Here is a 22,775-nt window from a genome sequence, read left to right on the forward strand (position 1 = left end):
GGGACGGCCCGCCGTCAGGAACTGGTGCAGGAGAGGTTGCCGGGCGCGGTGCTGCTGTTGCCGTTGACCAGGAACCCGAAGGTGGTCGAGGCGTTCGCGCCGATGGAGCCGTTGTAGTCCGCGTTGCGGATGCTGACCGTGCCGCTGGTGCCGGTGTTGCTGCCGTTCCAGACGTTGGCGATGGTCTGCCCGCCGGCCAGCGTCAACTGCACCGTCCAGCCGGTGATGGCGGTGGAGCCGGTGTTGGCCACGACGACCTCACCCTGGAAGCCGCCGTTCCAACTGCTGACCGTGCGGTACGTCGCGGCGCAGCCGCCCGGCTGCCCGGTCGGCGGCGGCGTGGTCGGCGGAGCGGTGGTCGGTGGGGTGGTCGGCGGCGTGGTGGGCGGGGTGGTCGGCGGCGTCGTCGGCGGGGTGGTGGGCGGCGGGGTCGAGGTCCCCGGGACGGTGGTGGAGGCCGAGTTGAGCGCGTTGAGGACGGCGGTGTACGCCGGCTTCGGGTTGCTGCTGCGGTCGAACAGCAGCGGGTTCTCGCTGCCCCGCCAGGAGTCGCTGTCCCGGATGCCCCAGGTGGTGATGCCGACGCAGCGCGGGACGTTCATGCAGGCCTGGGTCAGGCCCTGGTACTGGCTGGTCGAGGCGTTGGTGACGTCGGCCTCGGTCAGCGCCACGTCCACCCCGAGGGCGGCGAAGCTGGACAGCGTGGTCTGGAAGTTGCCCGGCAGCGAGCTGCCACCGGTGAAGTGGGTCTGCAGGCCGACGCAGTCGATCGGCACACCGCGCGCCTTGAAGTCCTTGATCATGTTGTAGACGCCCTGCGTCTTGGCGTACGTCCAGTTCTCGATGTTGTAGTCGTTGTAGCAGAGCTTCACCGACGGGTCGGCGGCCCGCGCGGTGCGGAACGCCACCTCGATCCAGTCGTTGCCGGTGGACTGGAGGTTGGAGGAGCGGCGGGTGCCGTTCTCGGCGTACGCCTCGTTCACCACGTCCCAGGCGTAGAGCTTGCCCTTGTAGTGGGCCATCACGCCGTTGATGTGGCTGATCATCGCCTGCCGCAGCGCGCTGCCGCTCAGGCTGCCCCAGAACCTCGGCTGCTGGGCGTGCCAGGCCAGGGTGTGGCCCCGGAACCGCATGCCGCGCTGGGTGGCCCAGTTGTAGATCGCGTCACCCCTGCTGAAGTCGAACTGCCCGGGGTTGGGCTCGGTCGCGTCCGGCTTCATCTCGTTGACGGCCGTCATCATGTCGAACTCACGGCTGGCGATGTTCAGGAAGCCGGAGTCGCTGAGCCGGTCCGACCCCATCGCGGCCCCGAAGTACCGGCCGCTACGTTCGGCGGCGGCCTTCAGCGTGGTCCCGGGCGGTCCGCTGAGGTCGGCGTGGGCCAGGGTCGCCACGGCCATCGACGACACGGTGATCGCCAGGGCGCAGGCGCCGCCCAGCAGCAGCCGGCTGGCCCTCCTGGTACGGCGTTGCGGTCGAGCGGGTACGTCGTTCATCTGTGCGTTTCCTCCTCGGTGTTCCGTCCGGTCACCGTCGGGACGGCACGCGACCGGTCGACCGCTCGTGGGATCGACGACCGGGACTCCATGCCTGCGGCGGGACCAGCACGTCACAGGGGGACGTCGAGCCGGTGTCGACCCGGCCGCGCCCTCGTCGGTGACCACCGGTCGGCTGCCCGGTCCGCCCGGTGGATGGCGAACACTCCGCGTCCTACGCCCGTGCGGGGTGACGCTGCCCTGCCGTGATGCTATATCGAATGGATTCGATCTGCGACAGGTGTCGGGCCCAGCCCGGGGGTCGTGGACCCTGCGCGACGGCCCGACCACGGACCGGCGGCACGCTCAGCGGGTACGGGCCCGCCTGGCCGCCAACTCCGTACGGTTACGGACGCCGAGCTTGCGGAAGATGTTGCCCAGGTGGAACTCGATCGTCTTCACCGAGACGAAGAGCCGCTGCGCCGCCTCCCGGTTGCTGAGCCCGTTGGCGATCGCGGTGGCGACCCGGGCCTCGGCCTCGGTCAGCGTCGGCCCACCGGCCGGCACCGGGAACGGCGGGTCGACGACCAGCGGGGTACCGGCACCCGCCGGGGTCGTACCGAGGGACCGCAGATCCCGCATCACCAGCGTGAGCATCCCGGCGGCACCGGTCCGGGCGTACCCCGCGCACGCCTGCTCCAGCAGCCGGGCCGCCTCGCCCCGCCGGCCGGCCCGCCCGTGGTGCACGCCCAGCAGCCAGGCCACCCGGGCGGCGAGCAACTGCTCGACCGGGCGGGTCAGCAGCTCCACCGCCGCCGTGAGGGTCGCCGTGGTGGCCGTGCCCGGGTCGAGGATCCAGGCCCGCCACGCCGGCAGCACCGGTCCGCCCGGCCACGAGGCGGGCGGGTCGTCGACCCCGGCGAGCAGGTCGCCGGCCAGCCGGGAGCGGCCGGCGAGGGCGTGGTGGGTGGCCAACTCCCAGCGGTGCTCGTACTGGAGGCCGGCGGTCACCCCGACGTCCCTGGCCACCACGAGTTCGAGCAGCCCGGCCCAGGTCTCCCGGTCACCCCGGACGAACGCCAGCGCGGCCGTGCACTCGGGCAGGTGGCGGGCCACCCAGGCCGAACCGACCTGCGCGGCCAGCTCGCGGGCCTGGTCCAGGTGGACGGCGGCATCGTCCAGGTCACCGCGCAACGCGTCGCACTTGGCCAGCCAGGAGGTCGCCTCGGCCTGCACGTCCGGGGTGCCGCACTGGGCGGCCAGCCGGGCCGCCTCCCGCAACTCGGCCTGGCCCCGGACCAGGTTGCCCGCCCAGCAGTCACCGACCCCGACCAGGGCGAGCAGCCGGGCCCGGTCGGCGGGCGGCAGGTCCAGGCCGGCGAGCAGCGGGGCGAACCGGCGCGCCTCGTCCGGACGCATCAGCGTCATCACGGCGGTCAACGCGCACTCCACCAGCACCGGGTCGTCGCCGAAGGCGTGCTCGTCGAAGATCCGGACGGCGGCGTCGAGGTGCTCCGGGCCCTCGGCGAGGCCGGCCCGGGTGGCCGCCGTCCCCGCCAGGGTGCGGTAGATCAGTGCGGTACGCGCCGAGCCGCTCGCCTCGTGGGCCTGCCGCACCCGGGTCAGCAGCGGAAGCAACTGGTCGCTGTCGGCGGTGCGGGACAGCGTGAGGAAGGCCCGGAACAGCAGGCGCGCGGCCTCGTCCGGGTCGGCACGGTCGGCCGCCGACAGCAGGCGCTCGGCCGTGATCTCGGTGGACACCGGCTGAGCGTAGAACCCGGGGCCAACCCTGGGGATTTCCCTGGTGCCCAGGTCACCCCGGGCCGCCCAGACTGCATGCACCTGCCGGTCCAGCCGGCCGGTGGGCGTTCGCGAACGGATAGAGGTAGCACCATGAAGCGTAGGACCGTGGAGATCGACACCATTCCCGCCGACGGGGTGGAGCTGGCCGACGACCAGCTCGCCCGGATGCTCGGTGGGCTGCCCCGCAACGGGGCGGGCTCGTCGAAGACCATCGACGACATCCCCGGCGGGGGTCGACCGGACACCGACACCGACTTCGACTGATCCGTCACCGTCGGCGGTCCGGCCCACCGAGGTGGCCGGACGTCGGCGGCCCCCCGCCCGGAGCACTCATGATCCTCATCCTGACCGCCCCCGACGACGTGCACGCCGACGCGGCCGAGGTGGAGCTGGGCCGGCGTGGCGTCAGCTGGGTCCGCTTCGACCCGGCCGACGTGCCGTCCCGCGCCTCACTGTCGGTGACCATCCGGGACGGTCGGCTGACCCGTACCCTGGTCCGGCACGCCGGCCCGGGCGGGACCGTCGACCTCGACGCGGTGACCGCCGTCTGGTTCCGCCGGCCCGGCGTCCCGGTCGCCCCGCCCCACCTGGGCGAACCCCACGCCGGCTTCGTGGTCCAGGAGAGCCGGCAGTTCGTCGGCGACGTCTGGGAGACCCTCGACGTGCCGGCGCTGCCCGCCGCCCGGCCGGTGGTGCTGCGGGCCCAGCAGAAGGTCCGCCAGCTCCAGCTCGCCCTGCGCCTCGGCTTCGACGTGCCGGCGACCGCCGTCGGCAACGACCCCCGCGACGTGCTCGACCTGTTCACGCACACCGGCGGCCGGATGATCACCAAGCAGGTCGGGCTGACCAGCCTCCGCGACGAACTGATGCGCTTCACCGAACCGGTCACCCACCGCGACGTCGGCCACGTCGACGGGGTACGCCACTGCCCCCTCATCGCGCAGGAACGGGTGCCCAAGCGGGTCGAGCTGCGGGTCACCGTCGTCGGCGACCGGGTGTTCACCGCCGCCATCGACTCCCAGCGGTCCAACCACGCCCGGCACGACTGGCGTCGCCAGGACGACCGGAACACCCCGCTGAGCCGCTACGACCTGCCCGACGACGTCGCCGCCAGGTGCAAGGCGCTGACCCGCGCGCTCGGCCTGCGCTACAGCGCCCTCGACCTGATCGTCACCCCCGACGGCCGGTACGTCTACATCGAGATCAACCCCACCGGCCAGTACCTGTGGGTGGAGGAGGAGACCGGGCTGCCCATCACCGCCGCCGTGGTCGACCTGCTCACCACGCCCGCCCCCACCAACGGAGCCACCACGTGACCACCCTGGACCCGGCCCTGCTCGACGCCGCCGTCACCCTCGTACGGGAGCTGACCGTCGACCGCGCCGGCCTGCCCGAGGCCCGCCGACGCCTCACCCCGCTGCGGGAACGCTGGCCCGGTGCCGATCCGGCGGTCGTGCGCGACGAGGAGGTGGCCGACGGGTCCGTCTCCTTCGACGTGCTGCTGCGCGAACCCGCCGGCACGGTCTCCGTGGCGTACAGCCCGACGCCGGCACTGCCCTGGCCGCTGCGCGGGGCGGTCCGGCACTCCGACCACCACCTCGCCCGGGTCGGCACCCGCACGCTGCGGGTGGGCGAGGCGCTCACCGCCCTCGACTTCCTCTGGTACGACCACGAGGTGCTCGCCCGGCTGGTCGACACCGGCCTGGTAGCCGAGGAGCTGGAGCAGCACCCGGTCGAGGTCGACGACGACGAGCTCCAGGCGGCGGCCGACGCGTACCGCCGGGCCAAGGGGCTGCTCGACGCCGAGTCGACCGCGCGGTGGCTCGCCGACCGGGGGCTCACCGCCGAGGACTTCGCCGACCTGATCGCGCACACCGTGGCGGTCGCCCGGCTCCGTGCCCGGGTGGTGGGTGACCGGCTGCCGGAGTGGTTCGCCGCGCACCGGTCCACGTTCGACCGGCTCCTGATCGCCTGGACCGCCGAGGGGACGCCCCCCGCCGACCGCGCGACGGCGCTCGCGGCGGTGGCCGACGCCGTCCGTGCCGGCCGGGCCGCCGGCACCCTGCGGACGGTGGCGGTCGCGGCCCCGCCGGAGCTGCGCGACGCCACCGGGCCGGTGCCGACCACCATCGCCGGTACGGCGGTGACGGCGGTGGTGGTCGACCGCGAGCCGGCCGTCCTCGACGACGACACCCGGGCGCTGGTCGAGCGGGCCATGTTCGACGAGTGGCTGGCGCAGCGACGGGCCGGCACCGACGTCGAGTGGTTCTGGCTGCCCCGGGACCGGACGACCCGGGTCCGGTGACCGGCCGGCGACGGGTGCCGGTGGTGCTCCAGGTCGCCGCCACCGACTGTGGGCCCAGCGCGCTGGCCATGCTGCTCGCCGCCCACGGCCGGGCGGTCCCGGTGTCGTACCTGCGGGCCCGGCTCGACGTCGGCCGGGACGGCCTGAGCCTGCGCGACCTGCGCGACGAGGCGCAGCAGCACGGGCTGCGTTGCCGGGCGATCGCCCTGCCGGCGCTACGCGTGGACGCCACCCGGCTGGGCGAGCTGCCGATGCCGCTGCTGGCCCACTGGAACGGCGACCACTACCTGGTGGTGGAGCGGACCGGCCGCCACGGCGTCGACGTGGTCGACCCGGCCGTTGGCCGCCGACGGCTCTCCCCCGCCCAGTTCTGCGCCGGCACCACCGGGGTGGTGCTGCTGGCCGCACCCGACGGTCCCGCTCCGCCGGCACCGGCGGCACCGTCGCCGGTGCGCGACCTGCTGGTGCCGGTGCTGCGCCGGCACACCGGGCTGCTCGCGCTGCTGGCGGCGACCTCGGTGCTGCTCACCGCGACCGGCCTGGCCGTGCCGTGGGCGACCGCCGCGCTCATCGACGCCGCCGCGCCCCCGGCGGCGACCTGGCTCGCCGCCGTCGCCGCGCTGGCCCTGCTCACCGGGGCGTTGTCCCTGGCCCGGGGGCTGACCGTGACCAGCCTGCAACGGCGCATCGGCAGCCGGCTCGGCACCGAGACGGTGCACCGGCTGTTCGAGGTGGTCTACCGGTACTTCCACCGCCGGTCGGCCGGCGACCTGGTCGACCGGGTCCGGGCGGTGGCCGGCGTCCGGGACCTGCTGGCGTCGGCGCTGGTCGCCACCGCCCTGGACGGGCTGCTGGTGGTCGGCTACCTGACCGTGGTGACCGTGCTGGCGCCGGTGCTGGGGCTGGTGGCCGCCGCCGTGATCGCGGTGCAGGCGGGCACGGCGCTGTGGGTCGGCCGCCGCTCCGGCGCGCTGCAACGGGAGGAACTGCTCGCCTCCGGTGAGGAGGCGGCCCGGCTCTCCGAGGCGGTGCAGGGCATGGCGGCGATCCGGGTCGCCGGGGCCCAGCAGCGGGTGCGGGAGCGCTGGCAGGAGTCGTTCGACCGGGGTGTGTCGGCGGCGCACCGGCTGGCCCGGCTGGCGGCGGTCTCGGACGCGCTGCTCGCCGCCTGGTCGATGGCGTGCCCGGTGCTGATGCTGCTGGTCGCGGTCCGGCAGGCCGACTCGCCGGGCCGGGCCGCCGGCCTGTCCGCGCTGGCGGTCGCCGCGATCACCCCGGCGGTCGCGCTGGCCCAGCGGCTGCCGTCGTTCACCCTGCTCGCCCCCACCATGGACCGGCTGGCCGACATCGTGGACGCACCTGTCGAGCAGCCCACCCCTGGTGCGCCCGCGCCCCGGCTGACCGGGCTGGTCACCCTCACCAGGGTGGGTTTCCGGTACGACCGGCGCTCGCCCTGGGCGCTGCGCGACGTCACCGCCGTGATCCGGCCCGGCAGCAAGGTGGCGGTGGTGGGCGGCTCCGGCAGCGGCAAGAGCACCCTGGTCGGCCTGCTGACCGGCCTGTACGCCCCGACCGAGGGCCGCATCCACGTCGACGGCCACGACCTCGCCACGCTTGACCTGTCCTCGGTGCGCCGGCAGATCGGGGTGGTCCTGCAGGAGACCTACCTCGGCGCGGGCACCCTGCGCGAGGCGTTGACGCTGTCCCGCCCGGACGCCTCCGACGCGGCCGTCGACCGGGCGGTCCGGCTGGCCGCGCTGCACGACGACGTGGCGGCCCTGCCGATGGGGCTGCACACCCACCTCGGCGACGGCGGTGTCGGACTGTCCGGCGGGCAGCGGCAGCGGGTCGCGCTGGCCCGCGCGTTGCTGGCCGACCCGGCCCTGCTCATCCTGGACGAGGCGACAAGCGCGCTGGACACGGTGACGGAGGCGGCCGTCGAGGCGAGCCTGCGGACGCTGCCGGTGACCCGGCTGGTGATCGCGCACCGGCTGTCGACGGTCGCGGACGCCGACCTGGTGCTGGTGCTCGACCGGGGACGGCTGGTGGAGAGCGGACCGCCGGGGGTGCTGCTGGCCGCCGGTGGGCCGTTCGCCCGACTGGCCGGGGTGCCCGGCGCGGCCCGGCCCTGGCCCGACCCGGTCCGCTGAGCCGGTCACGGCGCGTGCGGGACGGCGGCGAACTCGACGAGGTCGAGGCGGCCGTGGACGGGCACGTAACGGGTGAGTGAGGTGTTGGCGACCGGGGTGGTGGCGAGGATCGCGTCGAGGTCGGCGAACGACAGCCCCTCCAGGACGTGCCGGGCGGCGACGACCACGGCGTCGTGGGCCACCACCCACACCCGCCGGCCGGCGTGCCGGCGGTGCAGGTCGGCCAGGGCGGCGCGGACGCGGGCGGCGACGTCGTCGAACGTCTCGCCGCCGGGTGGCCGGTAGGCGTGGAGGCCGTCGGCGGCGAGCCGGGCCGCCTCGGCGGGGAACCGTTCGGCGATCATGAGCGGGGTCAGGAGTTCCAGCTCGCCCATGAGCCGGTCGACCAGCCGCCCGTCGAGGTCGACCGGGGCCGGGGCGACACCGAGGGCGGCAACGGTGTCCGCCACCCGCGCCCAGGTCTGCCGGGCCCGCCGGTACGGGGAGCAGACCACGTGGTCGGGACGCCGGTCGGCGGGTTGCGCCGCGAGCCAGCGGCCGAGCCGGGTGGCCTGTCGCCGGCCCAGCGGCGACAGCGGGACGTCGGCGTCGCGCCCGGTGAGCCCGTGGGTGGCGACGCCCCGCGCGTGGGCCTCGGCGAACGCGACGTTGGCGACGCTCTGCCCGTGCCGGACGATGGTCAGCTCCGCGACGGTGTCCACGGCTCCACTGTGCGGCGGTAGCCGGCGCGGGGCGACCCGGGACGGCGGGGGCGACGGCGGTACGCGGCCGTCCCGACCACCCCGACCTGACACGTTTCCGAAAAGTTTCCGAAAGTCGTTGACGCGTTCGAAATCCCGCTGCAATACTCCGATTCACAGCGACATCAATGCATCTCGATAGAACCCCCGCCCCAGGTAGCACCGCCCCCAGGAGGACCTGCGCATGATCTCCAGCACCGGTGGCTCCGGCCACCCGTCCCGCTCCCGAGCCTCCCGCCTGACCGTCCGGCTGGCGGTGCTCGCCACCACCGTGGCGCTGGGCGCCGTCGGCGTCGCGGTCTCCGCCACCCCGTCCAGCGCCGCCGCCTGCAACGGCTACGTCGGTCTCACCTTCGACGACGGCCCGACCGGCAGCACCGGCACGCTGCTGAACGTGCTGCGTGCCAACAACGTCCGGGCGACCATGTTCAACGTCGGGCAGAACGTCCAGGGCAACCCGTCCGCCGCCCGGGCTCAGGTCGACGCCGGCATGTGGATCGGCAACCACAGCTGGAACCACGCGCACATGACCTCGATGGGTCAGAGCCAGATGCAGTCCGACCTCTCCCAGACCAACTCGGCGATCCAGTCGGCGACCGGCGTACGGCCGCAGTTGTTCCGCCCGCCCTACGGCGAGACCAACTCGACCCTCCAGTCGGTCGCCTCGTCGCTCGGCATGCGCCAGGTGATCTGGGACGTCGACTCCCAGGACTGGAACGGCGCGAGCGTCAGCCAGATCGTCTCCAACGCCGGCCGGCTCCAGGACGGCCAGGTGATCCTGATGCACGACGGCATCCAGAACACCCGCGACGCGATCCCGCAGATCATGGCCAACCTGAACAGCCGCGGCCTCTGCCCCGGCATGATCTCGCCGAGCACCGGCCGGGCGGTGGCCCCGGACGGCACCCCGCCGACCGGTACCCCGACCACCCCGCCCACCGGCACCCCGACCACCCCGCCGGCCGGTGGCGGGTGCACCGCGACGGCGACGTACCCCAACGTGTGGGGCGACCGGTACAACACCTCGGTGACGGTCCAGGGCGGCAGCAACTGGACGGTGGTGGTCGCGCTGACCGCGCCGCAGCGGGTCAACACCACCTGGAACGGCACCCCCAGCTGGGACAGCTCCGGTTACGTGATGACGATGCGGTCCAACGGCAGCGGCAACACCTTCGGCTTCACCACGATGATGAACGGCAACAGCAGCGCCCGGCCGCAGATCCGCTCCTGCACCGCGAGCTGACCGACGGACGGCCGCGAGCCACGGGCCCCCGGGCCGTACCGCCCTCCGGCCCGTCCGCGACCACCGGCCCTCCCCGGACGCCTGGCGTCCGGGGAGGGCCGCCGCGTACCCGCCCGTCGAGGTGGGCTCCGAAACTATCGGGTAACACGCTCGAAACTACCGGTTGAAAACCCCGGGATTACCTGCCAACCTGAAATCCATCGATGACCGTGAACGTTAACAGCATGCTGCGGGCCACCACCACCCACCACCAGGAGGTACCGACAGTGCGAGGACACGCACCGCACTCCCCGCCCCCGGCGCAGCCCCGCCCCGCCCGGGTCTCCCCCCGCCGGCGGGGAAGGCTGCTCACGCTCGCCGCCGCCGGGATCGCCGCCGCCGTCGTCGGGTTGTTCACCATGACGGTGACGACCGGGACCGCGTCGGCCGCCGACAACCCGTACCAGCGGGGCCCCGACCCCACCCGGAGCAGCGTCGCGTCAGTGACCGGCCCGTTCGCCAACACCTCGGTCGCCGTCCCGACCGGGTACGGCTTCAACGGCGGCCGGATCTACTACCCGACCGACACCAGCCAGGGCACCTTCGGCGCGGTCGCCATCTCGCCTGGTTACAACGCGCTGTTCTCCGCCGAGCTGGCCTGGATGGGGCCGTGGCTGGCCTCGCACGGCTTCGTGGTGATCGGCATCGAGACCAACAGCCGCAACGACTTCGACACCGCCCGGGGCACCCAGTTGCTCGCCGCGCTGGACTACCTGGTGCAGCAGAGCCCGGTGCGGGACCGGATCGACCCCAACCGGCTGGCCGTCTCCGGTCACTCGATGGGTGGCGGCGGGGCGCTGAGCGCGGCCCTCCGCCGACCGGCGCTGAAGGCGGCGGTCGGCATCGCGCCGTACTCGCCGTCGTCGAACCTGGCCAACGACCGGGTGCCCACGATGGTCTTCGCCGGGCAGGCGGACACCGTGGTCACCCCGTCCTACGCCACCGGCCTGTACAACAGCCTCCCGGCCACGACGGAGAGCGCCTACCTGGAGGTCGCGGGGGCCGACCACGGGTTCATGGTCGGCCGGTCGAACCCGGTGCTGATCCGGACCATGCTGCCGTTCCTCAAGATGTTCGTCGACAACGACGCCCGGTACAGCCAGTTCCTCTGCCCGCTGGCGGACAACAACGGCGTGGTCAGCTACCGCAGCACCTGCCCGCTGCTGCCGTCGACGCCGACCACCCCGCCGCCGACGCCGTCGGACACCCCGCCCCCGACCCCGTCCCAGACGCCTACCGGCTCACCGACCAGCAGTCCGCCCGGTGCCGCCAGCCTGATCGTCGGCGCGCAGTCCAACCGGTGCCTCGACGTGCCCAACGCCTCCCGCGCCAACGGCACCCGGGTGCAGCTCTGGGACTGCAACCGGCAGGCCAACCAGTCGTGGACGTACACCGCGAACAAGCAACTCCGGGTGTACGGCGACATGTGCCTGGACGCGGCCGGCTCCGGCAACGGTGCGGCGGTCCAGATCTACGGCTGCCACAGCCAGACCAACCAGCAGTGGAACGTCAACGCCAACGGCACCATCAGCAGCGTGCAGTCCGGGCGGTGCCTGGACGTCTGGAGCACCGCCAACGGCGCTCAGGTCCAGCTCTACGACTGTCACGGTCAGACCAACCAGCGGTTCACGCTGACGCCGCTGACCTGACGGTCCGCCCGGCCCCGGCCGGCGACCGTCTCCGCACCACGCGGACCGTGCCGGTGTCCCCCGTACCCGGGGTGGCACCGGCACGGCCGTACGCCGCGTAGGTGACTTCCGCTCGGATCCGGGCGTTCGCTCCGCTAATCGACGTTGGCGGGACAAGCCGTGTCCGGTTTGCGAGGCTTATCGGGTGCGGAGGGATGATCCCGCGCCACACCCGACAGCCGGGGGTCGGCGTCTGGTGGCCCGTGACCCCGGGGCCATCGGCGATGTGAGCTGGGTCGAGCTCTTCGTCGATCTGCTCTTCGTGTTCGCGTTCCTGGCCGTCACCACGCTGATGGGCGAGCATTTCAGCCCCCTCGGGCTGGTCCAGGGCGCGCTCGTGATCCTGCTCATCTGGCACTGCTGGACGCCGTGCGTCTGGCTCGGCAACGTGGTGCACCTCGACCGGGGGATCATGCCCCCGGTCATGCTCGGCATCTCCGCCGCCCTGCTGGTGATCGGGGTCGCGATACCCGAGGCGTTCACCGACCGGCCGGGCGGGCTGCCCGGCCCACTGGTGCTGATCTGCGGCTATCTGCTCATCCGGGCGACCACCATGGTCGTCCTGACCTTCGTCCGCCACCGGGGCGAGAGTGGACGGCGGTCGGCGGGCGTCGCCTGGTTGATCTTCATCGCCGGCGGGCTGGTGCTGCTCGCCTCCGCCCTGGTGCCGCCCCTGCTGCCGCCGCACGTCGACCCCGCACTGGTGCAGGTGGCGCTGTTCGCGGGCGCTCTCCTGATCGACTCTCTCATCCTCGTGGTGGCCAGCAGGGGCGGCTGGCGGGTCGTCTCGCCGTGGCACCTGGCCGAACGGCACGCCCTGATCGTGCTCATCGCGCTCGGCGAGACCATCATCTCGATCGGCGCCAGCGAGGGGCTCGGGGTGGACCGCCCGGTGACCTCCCAGTTGGCCGTCGGGGCCGTGCTGGGCATCACCGTGGTCTTCGCGCTGTGGTGGAGCTACTTCGACCTGGCCAAGGTGATCATCGAACGGGCCCTGAAGGCCAGCGCCGGCAGGGCCCGCGCCCGGGTCGGTCGCGATGTCTACAGCGGGCTGCACCTGCCGATGATCGGCGGGTTGATCTTCTTCGCGCTGGGACTCAAACACCTCAACACGCACACCACCCCGAAGAGCAACCATCCGTGGCCGTCGGCCGGCATCGCCGTCCTGTACGGCGGCGTGCTGCTCTACCTGGGGGCGCTCGTCGCGGTGGAGTGGCGGTCGGTCCGGCTGCTGGGTCGGGGTCCGCTGACGGGGGTGGCGCTGCTGACGGCGCTGCTGACGGTGGTCGGTCGGATAACCGAGGTGCAGGCGCTTGTGGTGCTGGTCGTCGCCACATGCGCGATGTTGGTGCTGGACAACACCGCCTTCCGGCAGCGGCACCGGCAGCTCCACGAGGCGGTCGAGTCGGAGAAGATCCATGTCGGGACGGTCGACCCCCGGGAACTCTTCGTCGACCTCGTGTTCGTGTACGCCTTCATCGAGGTCACCGCGTTGATGAACCGCTTCCCGACCCTGCTCGGGCTGGCCCAGGGCATGATCCTGCTGGCCCTGCTCTGGTGGGCCTGGACGTCGTACACCTGGCTCGCCAACGCCGTCCGGCACGACAGCACGGTGGTACGGCTGAGCACGGCGGGCATCATGACCGCGGTGCTGCTGATCGGCCTGGCGATCCCGCAGGCCTTCGTCCCCCTGCCCGACAGCCTGCCCGGCCCGCTGCTGGTCATCGGGTGTTACATCGCCATCCAGCTCATGCAGGCGTTGATCTTCCGGCAGATCGTCCGGGAGAACTCCGACCTGCACGGCGCCCGCAACCGGTTCCTTGCCACCGGGGCGACCATCGTCATCCTGCTGGCGATCGCCGTCGTCGAGCTGACCGCCCCCGACACGGTGACCCGGCACCCCGCCATGACGCTGCCCTGGGTGGCCGCGCTGCTCGTGCAGTACGTCGCCGGGTACCGGGCCGGTGGGCGGCTGTGGCGGATCAGGCTGGTGCGGCACTGGGCCGACCGGCACGCCCTGGTCATCCTGATCGCCTTCGGCGAGGCGGTCCTCTCCGTCGGTGTCGCGATCGACGACGAACCGATCGCCGCGCCCACGTTGGTGGTCGTCGTCGCGTCCGTGGTCGCCCTCGGCACCATCTGGTGGAGTTACTTCACCGGCATCGACGCGGCCCGGATCGCCCTCGGGGAGTACGAGGGGGACCGCCGGATCCGCGCCGCGCGGGACGCGTACACCTATCTGCACCTGCCGATGGTGGCCGGCATCGTCCTGGTCGCCTACGGCCTGCACCAGACCCTGGCCGCGTCCCAGGACCGGGACAGTGCCCTGCTGGGTCACTACACGTTGTTCCTCGGCGTGGCGTTGTACCTGTTCAGCAACCAGATGTTCTGGCTGCGGATCTTCCGGACCGTCAGTCCCCACCGGCTCGTCGGCGCGGGCATGGTCACCGTCCTGGCACCGGTGACCGTCGCCCTGCCGTCCGTCGTCTCACTGGTGCTGCTGACCGTCCTCGGCGTCGTCTTCGCCGTCGTCGAGGCGGTGCAGGCAGGTGACCCACGGACCCGCCGGCCCGCCCGGACGTGACCCGGGTCCGCCGGCCCGCCGGTGCGGGGCTCAGCCGAGCGTGCAGGGGCCGCCGTTGAGCGCGAAGCCGGTCGGCGGCGCGTTGCTGGCGTTCCAGCTGCCCTGGATGCCGAAGCTGACCGAGCCGTTCGCCGGGACGACGCGGTTCCAGTCGACGTTGCGGGCCGTCACCGAGGCCCCGCTCTGGCTGGTCGTCGCGTTCCAGGCGGAGGTGATCCGCTGGTCCCCCCGGAAGCCGAAGGTGAGCGTCCAGCCCTCCACCGGCGTGGTCGCGGTGTTCTGGACCGTCACGACGGTGACGAACCCGCCCTGCCACTCGGACTGGTTCTGGTAGGTCACCCGGCAGGTGGGCGGCGGCGGCATCGGCGTCGTCGGCGGGGTGGGCGTCGTCGGCGCGTAGACCGTGTTGGAGGCGATCGAGACGTTGCCGGCCGCGTCCCGGGCCCGCACGTAGAACTGGTAACGCAGCGGCGTCGACGGCGGCGGTGGCGGCGGGAGCGCGATCGTGTACGTAGTCGTGGGCACGGTGGCGACCAGGAACGAGGTGAACCAGCCGTCGAAGCGGTAGACGTTGTAGCCGCTCACCCCGACGTCGTCGGTCGACGGCGACCAGGAGAGCGTGGCGGTCGAGTCGGTCACGTCGCCGAGGGTCAGCTTCTGCGGGGCGCTCGGTGGGGTGGTGTCCGGCCCGGTGTCGGTGACCGGGGTGACCACGGTCACCGGCTCCGACGCCAGCGAGCGGTGCCCGACGACGTCCCGGGCGGAGACCCGGAACGAGTACTGCCGGCCCGCGCTGATGTAGTTGCTGATCGTGGTGGTGGTGACGTTGCCGACGCTCGCCGACATGACGACGTCGTCGAAGGGGCTGTAGTACGTGATGTCGTAGCCGGCGATGGCGCAGCAGCCGGGGGCCGCAGCCGTCCAGGTGAGGGTGACGGACCCCGTACGGACCTGGCTGGCGGTGACGTTCGTGGGCACGCCCGGCGGGAAGGGCGAGGTGTCAGGTGTGCCCGGCGGGGTGGTGGGTGCCGCGGTCGGCGGCGGCGTCGTGGCCGTTCCCGTCAGGGGCGCCGCGGCGGGTGCGGGCGCGACCCCGGGGAGTCCACCGGCGGCCGGTGCGTGGGGCGTCGTGGTTCCGGCGTCGGCGGCCGGTACGGCCATCGACCCCATACCGAACACGGCGACCGACGAGACGACGGCGGCGAGCAGACCGGGCCGCACGCGGCGGCGCGGCACGGACGAACGGACCCCTGACATACGTCAACCGTGCGGCAGCACATCGATGGTTGTCAACGACTTGCACCATCCGGTGCGCGGATCCGGCCCGCCTCGGCCCGACCGGGTCCGACGCCGGCCGCGCGACCGGTCCGGACCGCGCCGACGACCGCCGGACGGTGCGTCGCGGACCGCCATCGCCACATAGACACACAGTGTTACGTTGAGCTCGTCCACTGACGACGGTTGGGGGTACGCATGGCGGAGACTGCCGGGCGGGTGCTGCCGGTCTACCTGGTGGCGGACGAGTCCGTCTCCATGACACCGGTGGTGGGTGAGCTGAACGCCGGGCTCCAGTCGCTGCACGACGCCCTGCTGCGCGAACCCCTCGCGGCGGCGAAGGTCAGGTTCTCGATCATCGGCTTCTCCGACGACGTGATCGTCCACTCGGCCCTGTCCGACCTGCGCAACGAGACGGCGCTGCCGCAGTTGTCGGTGCGCGCCGGTACCGCCTACGGCGTCGCGTTCAGTCTGCTGGTCGACCGGATCCCGGCCGACGTGCGGGCCCTCAAGCGGGAGGGCTTCGCGGTGCACCGGCCGGCGGTGTTCTTCCTCAGCGACGGGCAGCCGACCGACCCGGGCCAGTGGGAGCCGGTCTACGCCGAGCTGACCGACCGGGAGCGCACCCCGACCGCACCCAACATCATCGCGTGTGGCATCGGTGAGGCGCGGGCCGAGACGATCCTGCACGTGGCGACCCGGCCCGAGTTCGCGTTCGTGGCCACGCCGGGGGTGGAGGTGGGCTTCGCGATCGCCGAGTTCTGCACCGCCCTGACCCGCAGCGTCATCAGGTCGGGGCAGGCCGTCGGGGGTGACACCGCAGAGCTGGTCGTGGAGCGACCGGACAGCTTCCGGATGGCCGTGGACGTGGTGTGAGCTTCGACTGGGCACCGCCGCTGATCGGGGTGCCGGGCCCGCAGACGCCGGCCCGCGCCCCGCAGACGCAGCCGTACCGGCCGGACACCGTGGCCGACGGCTGGGCGGCGGCCGGTTTCGAGGTACGGGCGGCCTCGGTGCGCGGCCCCGGCCACCGGGCGTCCGGCGTACCCCGGCAGGACGACTTCGCGCTGGCCACGGCGGCCGGTTCGGTGATCGCGGTGGTGGCCGACGGGGTCTCCAACGCCCCGCTGTCCCACCTGGGCGCGACAATGGTGTGCCGGACGGTCGTCGACTACCTGCAACGCGCCGCCGACCCCGTCGACTGGCACGACCTGCTGCGCTGCGCGGGCTGGGCGCTGGTCGAGTACGCCGGGCGGCAACTGGGCGAGACCGATCCGCAGCGGGCCGAGACGCTGCTCGCCAGCACCGTGGTCGTCGCCCTGGTCCGCCCGGACGGCCCCGGACGGGCGGTCGCCCACCTGGTCCGGGTCGGCGACTCGACCGCCTGGCGGCTGCGCGACGGCGGCTGGGAGCCACTGTTCACCGACCCGGCCGACCCGGGGGGCGAACTGCTCCCCGACGGCGTCGCCGCCCTGCCCCGGGTGCCCGCCGAGGTCGACCCGGTGGCGGTGACGCTCGCCGCGGACGACGTGCTGGTGCTGGCCACCGACGGCTTCGCCGAGCCGCTCGGCCCCGGCACCGGGGACCTCGGACGGCTGTTCGGCGACGCGCTGACCACGCCGCCCGCGATGACCCGGCTCGCCTGGATGCTCGACTTCACCGGCGGGTCGTGGGACGACGACCGCACGGTGCTGGCCGTCTGGCCGGTGCCGCCCGAGCCGTCATGACCGGTCCGCTGCCGCCCGAGGTGAGCCTGTCCGCGCTCGGCCCGCGTACCCGGATCGGCACCGGCGGCCAGGGCACCGTCTACGCCCTCACCGAGGACCCCCGGTGGGTCTACAAGGAGTACGCGACCCGGTTCGTCGACGACGTCGACGTCACCACGTTGAACCGCTTCGTCCGGCTCGCCGCCGGGGCCGGACCGGATGCGGAGACGCTGCTCGGTCTCGCCGCCTGGCCCACCGCGGTCGTCCGTAAGGAGGGCGTGGTCCGGGGGTTCCTGATGCCCCGGGTACCCGACCGGTTCCGGGTCCGCATCCAACTGCCACGCGGGCCGGACACCGTCCTGGCCCAGGTGCAGTACCTGTTGAACAGCGACGCCTACCTGCTCGACCGTGGGCTGCACGTCGACGACCGGATGCGCCTGGAACTGCTGCGGGACACCGGCGAGGCGTTGACGCTGCTGCACCGGCTCGGCGTCTGCGTCGGCGACCTGTCACCGAACAACCTGCTGTTCAGCCTCGACTCCCGGCCCCGGTGCTACTTCATCGACTGCGACGCGATGCGGCTGGACGGCGACTCGGTGCTGGCGCAGGCCGAGACCCCCGAGTGGCACGTGCCGGACGCGGACGCCGAGGAGCTGGCCACGCCCGCCACCGACGCGTACAAGTTCGGGCTGCTCGCGGTGCGCCTGTTCGCCGGTGACCAGCAGACCCGTGACCCTCAGGCGGCCCGGCCCCGGCTCGACCGGCAGCTGGTCACCCTCGCCGGCCGGAGCCTGGACCCCGCCCCGCACCTGCGACCCGCCCCGCAGCAGTGGTCGGACGCCCTGGAGCGGAGCATCCGCCGCACCCCACCGACGCCACCGCCGCGCCGGGCGGCTCCCCCGACCGGCCCGGAGCCGACCCGCCCGGCCGCCGCCCGTGCGGACCCGGTACGCCCCGTCGTCCCCGCCCCTGCGGTGGCCGGTTCCCGACCGACCGGCCGGGGTTGGGGTCTGGCCGTCGCGGCACTGGCCGCGGTCGCGGTGCTGGCCGGCCTGCTCAGTGGCAACGACGACTCCCCGGGCAGGCCCTACCCGACCAGGCCGGTTCTGCCGACCGGACTTCTCGGGCAGCCGTCCTATCCCCCGTTGCCGACGGGGATCCCGGGTCTGACCCGGCCCACCGGCGGTGCGGCCGGGGCGACCCGTTATCCCGACCTGCCCCTGCGGACCACCCTCGATCTGAGGGAACTCATTCCGCTGACCCGGGTCTGTCTCTTCACCGACGTCCGGGTGGGCACCGGTCTGGACCGGACGTCCACCCGGACGAAGTCCTCGGTCACCGCCGTACGCGGCTTCCTGTGCGAGATCAACACCGACGAACCGGATCTGGACGACCGGAGCCGGACCCAGCTCGCCCGGGCCGCCACCCTCACGAAGAACGGTCCGTTCCCCGTGGCGACGATCATCGGCATCCGCACCGCGACCGGCGGCCCTCAGGTCAACGTGGTGTTCGACCCGGACGGCGACGGCTCGTCGTCCGGCTGCTGGCGTTCCCGGTTGTCGCTCGTCACCGACGACGACGGATACCACGTCGGCTCGCTCTCCGCGCCGACCCGGTCGTACTGCCCGTGACCGCTGGCACCCTTGTGCAGCAGGTCGTTGACGGCGGCAGCGGTCGACGGCGACAGCGGACGCCCCGGCTCGACCGGGAAGCCCAGCTCGGCGACCAGGCCGCGGTGCCGCAGGTCGACGGTCGCCTCCACGATGTCGGCGAACAGGCCCGCCGCCGACCGGGCCCGCCACCAGCAGACGGCACCGAGGGTCACGCCGAGCGCCGCCGCCGGCCACCACCACGGGGTCAGCGCGAGACAGAGCACCGCCCAGCCGGCCCCGGCGACGGCCCGGTCGAGCCGGTCACGCGCCTGCATCACGTCGGTGCGCCCCTCGGGCGTGAGCAGCAGCCACAGGCGCGGCCAGATCAGGCCCAGGCGGAGCCCGTACTGCGCGGTCACCCGGTCGTCGGCGAGCCGGATCCGGTCGCCGATCCAGGTGGGTCGGGCCGGCAGGTACACCGCCGGAACCACCCGCCCACGGGCGGCCAACCGGCGCGCGGCGGCGGCACGGCGGCGGGCGGTCAGCGCGGTCGCCAGCCGGCGGGCCGGGCCGGCCCAGGTGCCCAGCCAGACGAGGCGGACGGCTGCGGCGGCCGCCTGGGCGCAGGCGGCGGCCGCCGCCGCGGCCGCGACGACGAGCGCCCCGACCACCAGGGCCAGGCCGATCCGCTGCCGCAGGTGGTCGACGGCGTCGGCGGCGGCGAGCGCCGCCCCGGGCACGTCGAAGACGCCACCACGCCCCGGCAGGACGGCGAAGGCGGCCACCGCGAGCCACAGCAGGGCCGGGCCGAGCGCCCGGGTCAGCCAGCGGTCGTTGATCCGCCGTCCGACCTCGCCCAGCAGCACCTCGATCATGGCTCGGACCGGTACGTCATCGCCGTGTCGGCCAGCGCGCAGTGCGGCACCCGGCCCCGGTCGTCGCGGTGGGCCCGGCGCGAGCAGCGGTGCAGCGGGCAGCGGTAGTCGCCGTCGAGCACCACCGGCGCGAGACCCTCCAGCCGGGCGCCTCCGGCGTGGTCCGCCGGGTCGACGCCGACGCTGCGCTCGGTCCCGGTCCCGGTCGTCCAGCCGAGCTGCCGGCAGACCTCCTCCACCGGCCTGCCGGCGGCCAGTTCGTCGAGGAGTTCGTCGAGCAGGTCGCTCCACGCCCCCGCCTCCGCACGTTCCCGCAGGGTCGGCACGGCGGCGCACAACGCGGCCAGCAGACGGCGTTGCTCCATGTACGACACTCCCATCGGTTGACGCCCGAGCTGCCGTCGAATCTACTGAGTCGGTGCCATCGCCGGAGCGGTCCATCGATGCGGTGGATCCGCTCATCGTCGCCTACAACGACAGTGGCGACGAGTCGCTGCTGGTCCGGGCCGAGGGCGTGGCGCGGGAGCTGCTCGCGGCGGACCCGTCCCGGGTGGACGTGCTCGCCGCGCTCTCCACCGTCCTGATGTTGCGGGGCCGCACCTCGGATCCGAAGCAGCTCGACGCCGCCGTGGCCGCCGCCGGGAGGGCGACGGCGCTGACCCCACCCGACGATCCGTGGTGGCCGTACGTCAACGCCCAGCTCGCCATGGTCGTCGGTTTCCGGTTCGAACAGCGGCGCGAGGTGTCGGACCTATCCACGGCGAAGCGGCACGCGGACGTCGCGGTGGCCGCCGTCGACGAGGACGACCCGGTCCGGATCGACGTGCTGATCCGCTGCGTGAACGTGTACCGGCTCAGTTTCGAGCGGTTCGGCCAGCTCGCGGACATCGACACGGCCGTGCGCCTCAGCCGGGAGGTGCACCGCTCGACCGACCCGGACCACGTGCTCACCGCCCACCAACTGCTGGCGCTCTGCCTGGTCATGCGGTTCGTCCGGACCGGTGGCCAGGGTGACATCGACGAGGCGGTCGAGCACTGCCGCAGCGGTCTGGCCGACATGCCCGCGCGGCACGTCGACCGGGCCGCCCTCAACGGTGTGCTGGTGATCGCGCTGGTGCAACGCTGGGTGAGCCGCGACGGCGGCGACGACACCGACCTGCACGAGGCGGTCCGGGTCAGCCGGCAGGTCGTCGCCGACCTGCCGAGCATCGGCACGGTCCGCGCGCAACTGCTGTCCACCCACGGCGCCCTGCTGGTCATGCACGGCCTCAGCAGCAACTCGCCGGCGCACCTGGACGAGGCGATCCGCAGTTCCAGGCAGGCCGTCGACGCGCCGACGGCCGGCACCCAACGGGCCGGCCACCTGGTCAGCCTGGCCCACTCGCTGCTCATCCGGGCCCGGATGAGCAGCGACCCGGCCGGGGTCAGCGACGCCGTCGACACCGGCATGGCCGCCCTGGCCGGGTTCTCGCCCGGCCACCCGGACCGGGCACGGGCCCTCAACGTGCTCGGCACGGCCCTGCGGATCCGCTACCTGATCGATCACGACCCGGCCGACCTCGACGCCGCGGTCGGCATGTGGCGGTCGTCGTCGGCGTCCCGGGCGGGAGCCGTCGAGATCCGGATGACCGCGGCCCGCACCTGGGCGCAGACCGCCGCCGAGGCCGGGAACGCGGAGCTGGCCCTGGAGGCGTACGGCACCGCCGTGGGTCTGCTGCCGCTGCTGGCGTGGCGGGGCCTGGACCGTACCGTACAGGAGAAACGGCTGGCCGCGGTGTCCGGGCTGGCCGGTGACGCGGCCGCCTGGGCGCTCGCCGCCGGGCAGCCGCACCGCGCGGTGGAGCTGCTGGAGCAGGGCCGTCAGGTGTTGTGGTCGCAGGCCCTGCAGACCCGCAGCGACCTGTCCGCGCTGGCCGCGGTCGCACCCGCGCTCGCCGACGAACTCGACCGGACGCGCCGGGAGCTGGACGGCACCGGGGCGACCGTCGAGCTGCCGGCCCGTCCCGGCTGGGAGCTGGGCCGCGACCTGCTGAGCAGCGCGTTGGGCGGACCGCACCGCGCCGAGGCCGAGGACGCCGGTCACCGCCGCCGGTTGGCGGAACGCTGGGAGCAGCTCGCGGCCGAGGCCCGCCGGCTGCCGGGCTTCGAGAACTTCCTGCACCCGCCGTCGTTCGCCGCCCTCCAGCCGGCCACCACGGGCGGGGCGGCGGTGCTGGTCAACACGTCGCGCTGGCGCAGCGACGCGATCATCGTCACCGCCGACGGGATACGCGCCGTGCCGCTCCCGTGGCTGTCCCACGACACGGCACAGCGCCGCGCCTCGGCGTTCCTCGAGGTGCAGCGGGCGGTGGAGGAGGGCGGCGGACCGGTCGAACGGGCCGCGCTGCACCAGACGCTGGTGGCCCTGCAACGGTGGCTCTGGGACACCGTCGGGGAGTCCGTCTGCGCGGCCCTCGACGACATCCTCGGTGGTGGGCCGCAGGAGCGGCACCGGGTGTGGTGGTGCCCTACCGGGCCGCTGACGATGCTGCCGCTGCACGCCGCCGGCCGGTTCGGCGCGAGCGCTCCACTCGCCGCGAGACGCCGGATCTCGGTAGCCGCCCGCTGCGTGTCGTCCTACACCCCGAGCCTGTCCGCGCTGCTGCGCGCCCGCGCCACCCCCACGCCTGACGCAGCGCCGCAGGCGTTCGCGGTGGGGCTCGGCACCCTCCCCGGCCAGGCGCCGCTGCCCGCGGTCAGCGACGAGCTGCGCGCGGTCAGCTCGCACGTGCCCGGCCTGCGGGTGCTCTCCGGCCGCAGCGCCACCGTCGGGAGCGTGCTGACCGCGCTCGAACAGCACAGTTGGGCCCACTTCGCCTGCCACGGCGACCAGGACTTCCAGCGGCCCAGCGCCGCCTCCCTCCGCCTGGTCGACGGCAGGCTCAGCGTCCTGGACCTGGCCGGCCGGCTCGCCACCCGCAGCCAGTCGGCAGGCGGTTGCGACCTGGCCTACCTGTCCGCGTGTCGTACCGCGGCCGGTGGTCGGGACCTGCCCGACGAGGGCATCCATCTCACCGCGGCGTTGCAGATGGCCGGCTTCCGGCACGTCATCGGCAGCCAGTGGGCGGTCGCCGACCGGGTGGCGGCCCAGGTCGCCGACGACGTCTACGCCGGGCTGAGGACGGGGGGACGGCTGGACGCCGACGGCGCGGCCGCCGCGCTGGACCGGGCCATCGACCGGGTACGACGTTCGCACCCGGACCGCCCGGAGGTGTGGGCGGCGCTGATCCACACCGGTCCGTAGCCCTGCCCGGGTCGGCC

At 73.8% G+C, this 22,775-nt stretch carries 16 protein-coding genes; 11 read left to right on the forward strand and 5 right to left on the reverse strand.

What is annotated here, in order from left to right; all coding sequences use genetic code 11:
* Positions 1-14: 14 nt before the first annotated feature.
* Both B5D80_RS03400 and B5D80_RS34725 read right to left on the reverse strand, forming a co-directional pair.
* Complete coding sequence (locus tag B5D80_RS03400) at positions 15-1,496, reverse strand: endo-1,4-beta-xylanase (RefSeq protein WP_088642287.1); 1,482 nt, start codon at positions 1,494-1,496, stop codon at positions 15-17.
* 345 nt (positions 1,497-1,841) lie between these two features.
* Positions 1,842-3,236 carry a helix-turn-helix transcriptional regulator gene (locus B5D80_RS34725; RefSeq protein WP_144081549.1) on the reverse strand — a complete coding sequence of 465 codons (1,395 nt, stop codon included), beginning with the start codon at positions 3,234-3,236 and terminating at the stop codon, positions 1,842-1,844.
* A 132-nt stretch (positions 3,237-3,368) separates the two neighbouring features.
* On the opposite strand from B5D80_RS34725, the gene B5D80_RS32720 reads away from it, so the two are divergent.
* From B5D80_RS32720 to B5D80_RS03420, 4 genes are all read left to right on the forward strand, one after another.
* The gene (locus B5D80_RS32720) at positions 3,369-3,542 is read left to right on the forward strand and encodes a putative ATP-grasp target RiPP (protein WP_144081550.1); all 174 of its coding nucleotides are present in this window, start codon (positions 3,369-3,371) and stop codon (positions 3,540-3,542) included.
* A gap of 68 nt (positions 3,543-3,610) precedes the next feature.
* Positions 3,611-4,594 carry an MvdC/MvdD family ATP grasp protein gene (locus tag B5D80_RS03410; RefSeq protein WP_088642288.1) on the forward strand — a complete coding sequence of 328 codons (984 nt, stop codon included), beginning with the start codon at positions 3,611-3,613 and terminating at the stop codon, positions 4,592-4,594.
* Positions 4,591-5,583, forward strand: coding sequence for a TIGR04500 family putative peptide maturation system protein (locus B5D80_RS03415; protein ID WP_158224104.1), 993 nt, complete (start codon positions 4,591-4,593; stop codon positions 5,581-5,583). The genes B5D80_RS03410 and B5D80_RS03415 overlap by 4 nt, the downstream gene beginning before the upstream one ends.
* The gene (locus tag B5D80_RS03420) at positions 5,580-7,733 is read left to right on the forward strand and encodes a peptidase domain-containing ABC transporter (protein WP_158224105.1); all 2,154 of its coding nucleotides are present in this window, start codon (positions 5,580-5,582) and stop codon (positions 7,731-7,733) included. The genes B5D80_RS03415 and B5D80_RS03420 overlap by 4 nt, the downstream gene beginning before the upstream one ends.
* A gap of 5 nt (positions 7,734-7,738) precedes the next feature.
* Here B5D80_RS03420 and B5D80_RS03425 read toward each other — a convergent pair whose 3' ends face one another.
* Positions 7,739-8,434 carry a histidine phosphatase family protein gene (locus tag B5D80_RS03425; protein WP_088642291.1) on the reverse strand — a complete coding sequence of 232 codons (696 nt, stop codon included), beginning with the start codon at positions 8,432-8,434 and terminating at the stop codon, positions 7,739-7,741.
* Positions 8,435-8,657: 223 nt separating this feature from the next.
* Between B5D80_RS03425 and B5D80_RS03430 the strand changes: the two genes are divergently transcribed.
* The 3 genes from B5D80_RS03430 (at position 8,658) to B5D80_RS03440 (ending at position 14,027) form a co-directional block, all read left to right on the forward strand.
* Positions 8,658-9,716, forward strand: a complete 1,059-nt coding sequence (locus B5D80_RS03430) for a polysaccharide deacetylase family protein (RefSeq protein WP_088642292.1) — start codon at positions 8,658-8,660, stop codon at positions 9,714-9,716.
* A 203-nt stretch (positions 9,717-9,919) separates the two neighbouring features.
* Positions 9,920-11,404: a poly(ethylene terephthalate) hydrolase family protein gene (locus B5D80_RS03435; protein ID WP_425437153.1), complete on the forward strand. Its 1,485-nt coding sequence runs from the start codon at positions 9,920-9,922 to the stop codon at positions 11,402-11,404.
* Positions 11,405-11,669: 265 nt separating this feature from the next.
* Complete coding sequence (locus B5D80_RS03440; RefSeq protein ID WP_158224106.1) at positions 11,670-14,027, forward strand: low temperature requirement protein A; 2,358 nt, start codon at positions 11,670-11,672, stop codon at positions 14,025-14,027.
* A gap of 30 nt (positions 14,028-14,057) precedes the next feature.
* Here the strand turns inward: B5D80_RS03440 and B5D80_RS03445 are convergent, their stop codons facing one another.
* The gene (locus B5D80_RS03445; RefSeq protein WP_088642294.1) at positions 14,058-15,284 is read right to left on the reverse strand and encodes a cellulose binding domain-containing protein; all 1,227 of its coding nucleotides are present in this window, start codon (positions 15,282-15,284) and stop codon (positions 14,058-14,060) included.
* 216 nt (positions 15,285-15,500) lie between these two features.
* Here B5D80_RS03445 and B5D80_RS03450 point away from each other — a divergent pair, with 216 nt between their 5' ends.
* The 3 genes from B5D80_RS03450 to B5D80_RS03460 are packed head-to-tail and all read left to right on the forward strand — an operon-like array spanning position 15,501 to position 18,639.
* Positions 15,501-16,178, forward strand: coding sequence for a vWA domain-containing protein (locus tag B5D80_RS03450; RefSeq protein ID WP_088642295.1), 678 nt, complete (start codon positions 15,501-15,503; stop codon positions 16,176-16,178).
* Positions 16,175-17,029 (forward strand): protein phosphatase 2C domain-containing protein, encoded by an 855-nt coding sequence (locus B5D80_RS03455; RefSeq protein WP_088642296.1) that lies wholly within the window; start codon positions 16,175-16,177, stop codon positions 17,027-17,029. Before B5D80_RS03450 ends, B5D80_RS03455 begins: the two co-directional genes overlap by 4 nt.
* Entirely contained in the window at positions 17,026-18,639 is a 1,614-nt protein-coding gene (locus B5D80_RS03460) for a serine/threonine-protein kinase (RefSeq protein WP_088642297.1), read from the forward strand. Before B5D80_RS03455 ends, B5D80_RS03460 begins: the two co-directional genes overlap by 4 nt.
* 832 nt (positions 18,640-19,471) lie before the next feature.
* Here B5D80_RS03460 and B5D80_RS32725 read toward each other — a convergent pair.
* Positions 19,472-19,840, reverse strand: coding sequence for a hypothetical protein (locus B5D80_RS32725; protein ID WP_144081551.1), 369 nt, complete (start codon positions 19,838-19,840; stop codon positions 19,472-19,474).
* A gap of 83 nt (positions 19,841-19,923) precedes the next feature.
* On the opposite strand from B5D80_RS32725, the gene B5D80_RS03465 reads away from it, so the two are divergent.
* Positions 19,924-22,758: a CHAT domain-containing protein gene (locus B5D80_RS03465; RefSeq protein WP_144081552.1), complete on the forward strand. Its 2,835-nt coding sequence runs from the start codon at positions 19,924-19,926 to the stop codon at positions 22,756-22,758.
* The last annotated feature ends 17 nt before the right edge of the window (positions 22,759-22,775 follow it).

The sequence above is a fragment of the Micromonospora wenchangensis genome, assembly GCF_002210435.1.
Taxonomy (GTDB): Bacteria; Actinomycetota; Actinomycetes; order Mycobacteriales; family Micromonosporaceae; genus Micromonospora; species Micromonospora wenchangensis.

Excerpts from the sequence above, each read along its gene's own strand:
- B5D80_RS03410 (WP_088642288.1), top strand. The coding sequence starts at position 3,611 with ATGATCCTCATCCTGACCGCCCCCGACGACGTGCACGCCGACGCGGCC.
- B5D80_RS03450 (WP_088642295.1), top strand. The coding sequence starts at position 15,501 with ATGGCGGAGACTGCCGGGCGGGTGCTGCCGGTCTACCTGGTGGCGGAC.
- B5D80_RS03435 (WP_425437153.1), top strand. The coding sequence starts at position 9,920 with ATGACCGTGAACGTTAACAGCATGCTGCGGGCCACCACCACCCACCAC.
- B5D80_RS32725 (WP_144081551.1), bottom strand. The coding sequence starts at position 19,840 with ATGGAGCAACGCCGTCTGCTGGCCGCGTTGTGCGCCGCCGTGCCGACC.
- B5D80_RS03430 (WP_088642292.1), top strand. The coding sequence starts at position 8,658 with ATGATCTCCAGCACCGGTGGCTCCGGCCACCCGTCCCGCTCCCGAGCC.
- B5D80_RS03445 (WP_088642294.1), bottom strand. The coding sequence starts at position 15,284 with ATGTCAGGGGTCCGTTCGTCCGTGCCGCGCCGCCGCGTGCGGCCCGGT.
- B5D80_RS03460 (WP_088642297.1), top strand. The coding sequence starts at position 17,026 with ATGACCGGTCCGCTGCCGCCCGAGGTGAGCCTGTCCGCGCTCGGCCCG.
- B5D80_RS32720 (WP_144081550.1), top strand. The coding sequence starts at position 3,369 with ATGAAGCGTAGGACCGTGGAGATCGACACCATTCCCGCCGACGGGGTG.
- B5D80_RS03400 (WP_088642287.1), bottom strand. The coding sequence starts at position 1,496 with ATGAACGACGTACCCGCTCGACCGCAACGCCGTACCAGGAGGGCCAGC.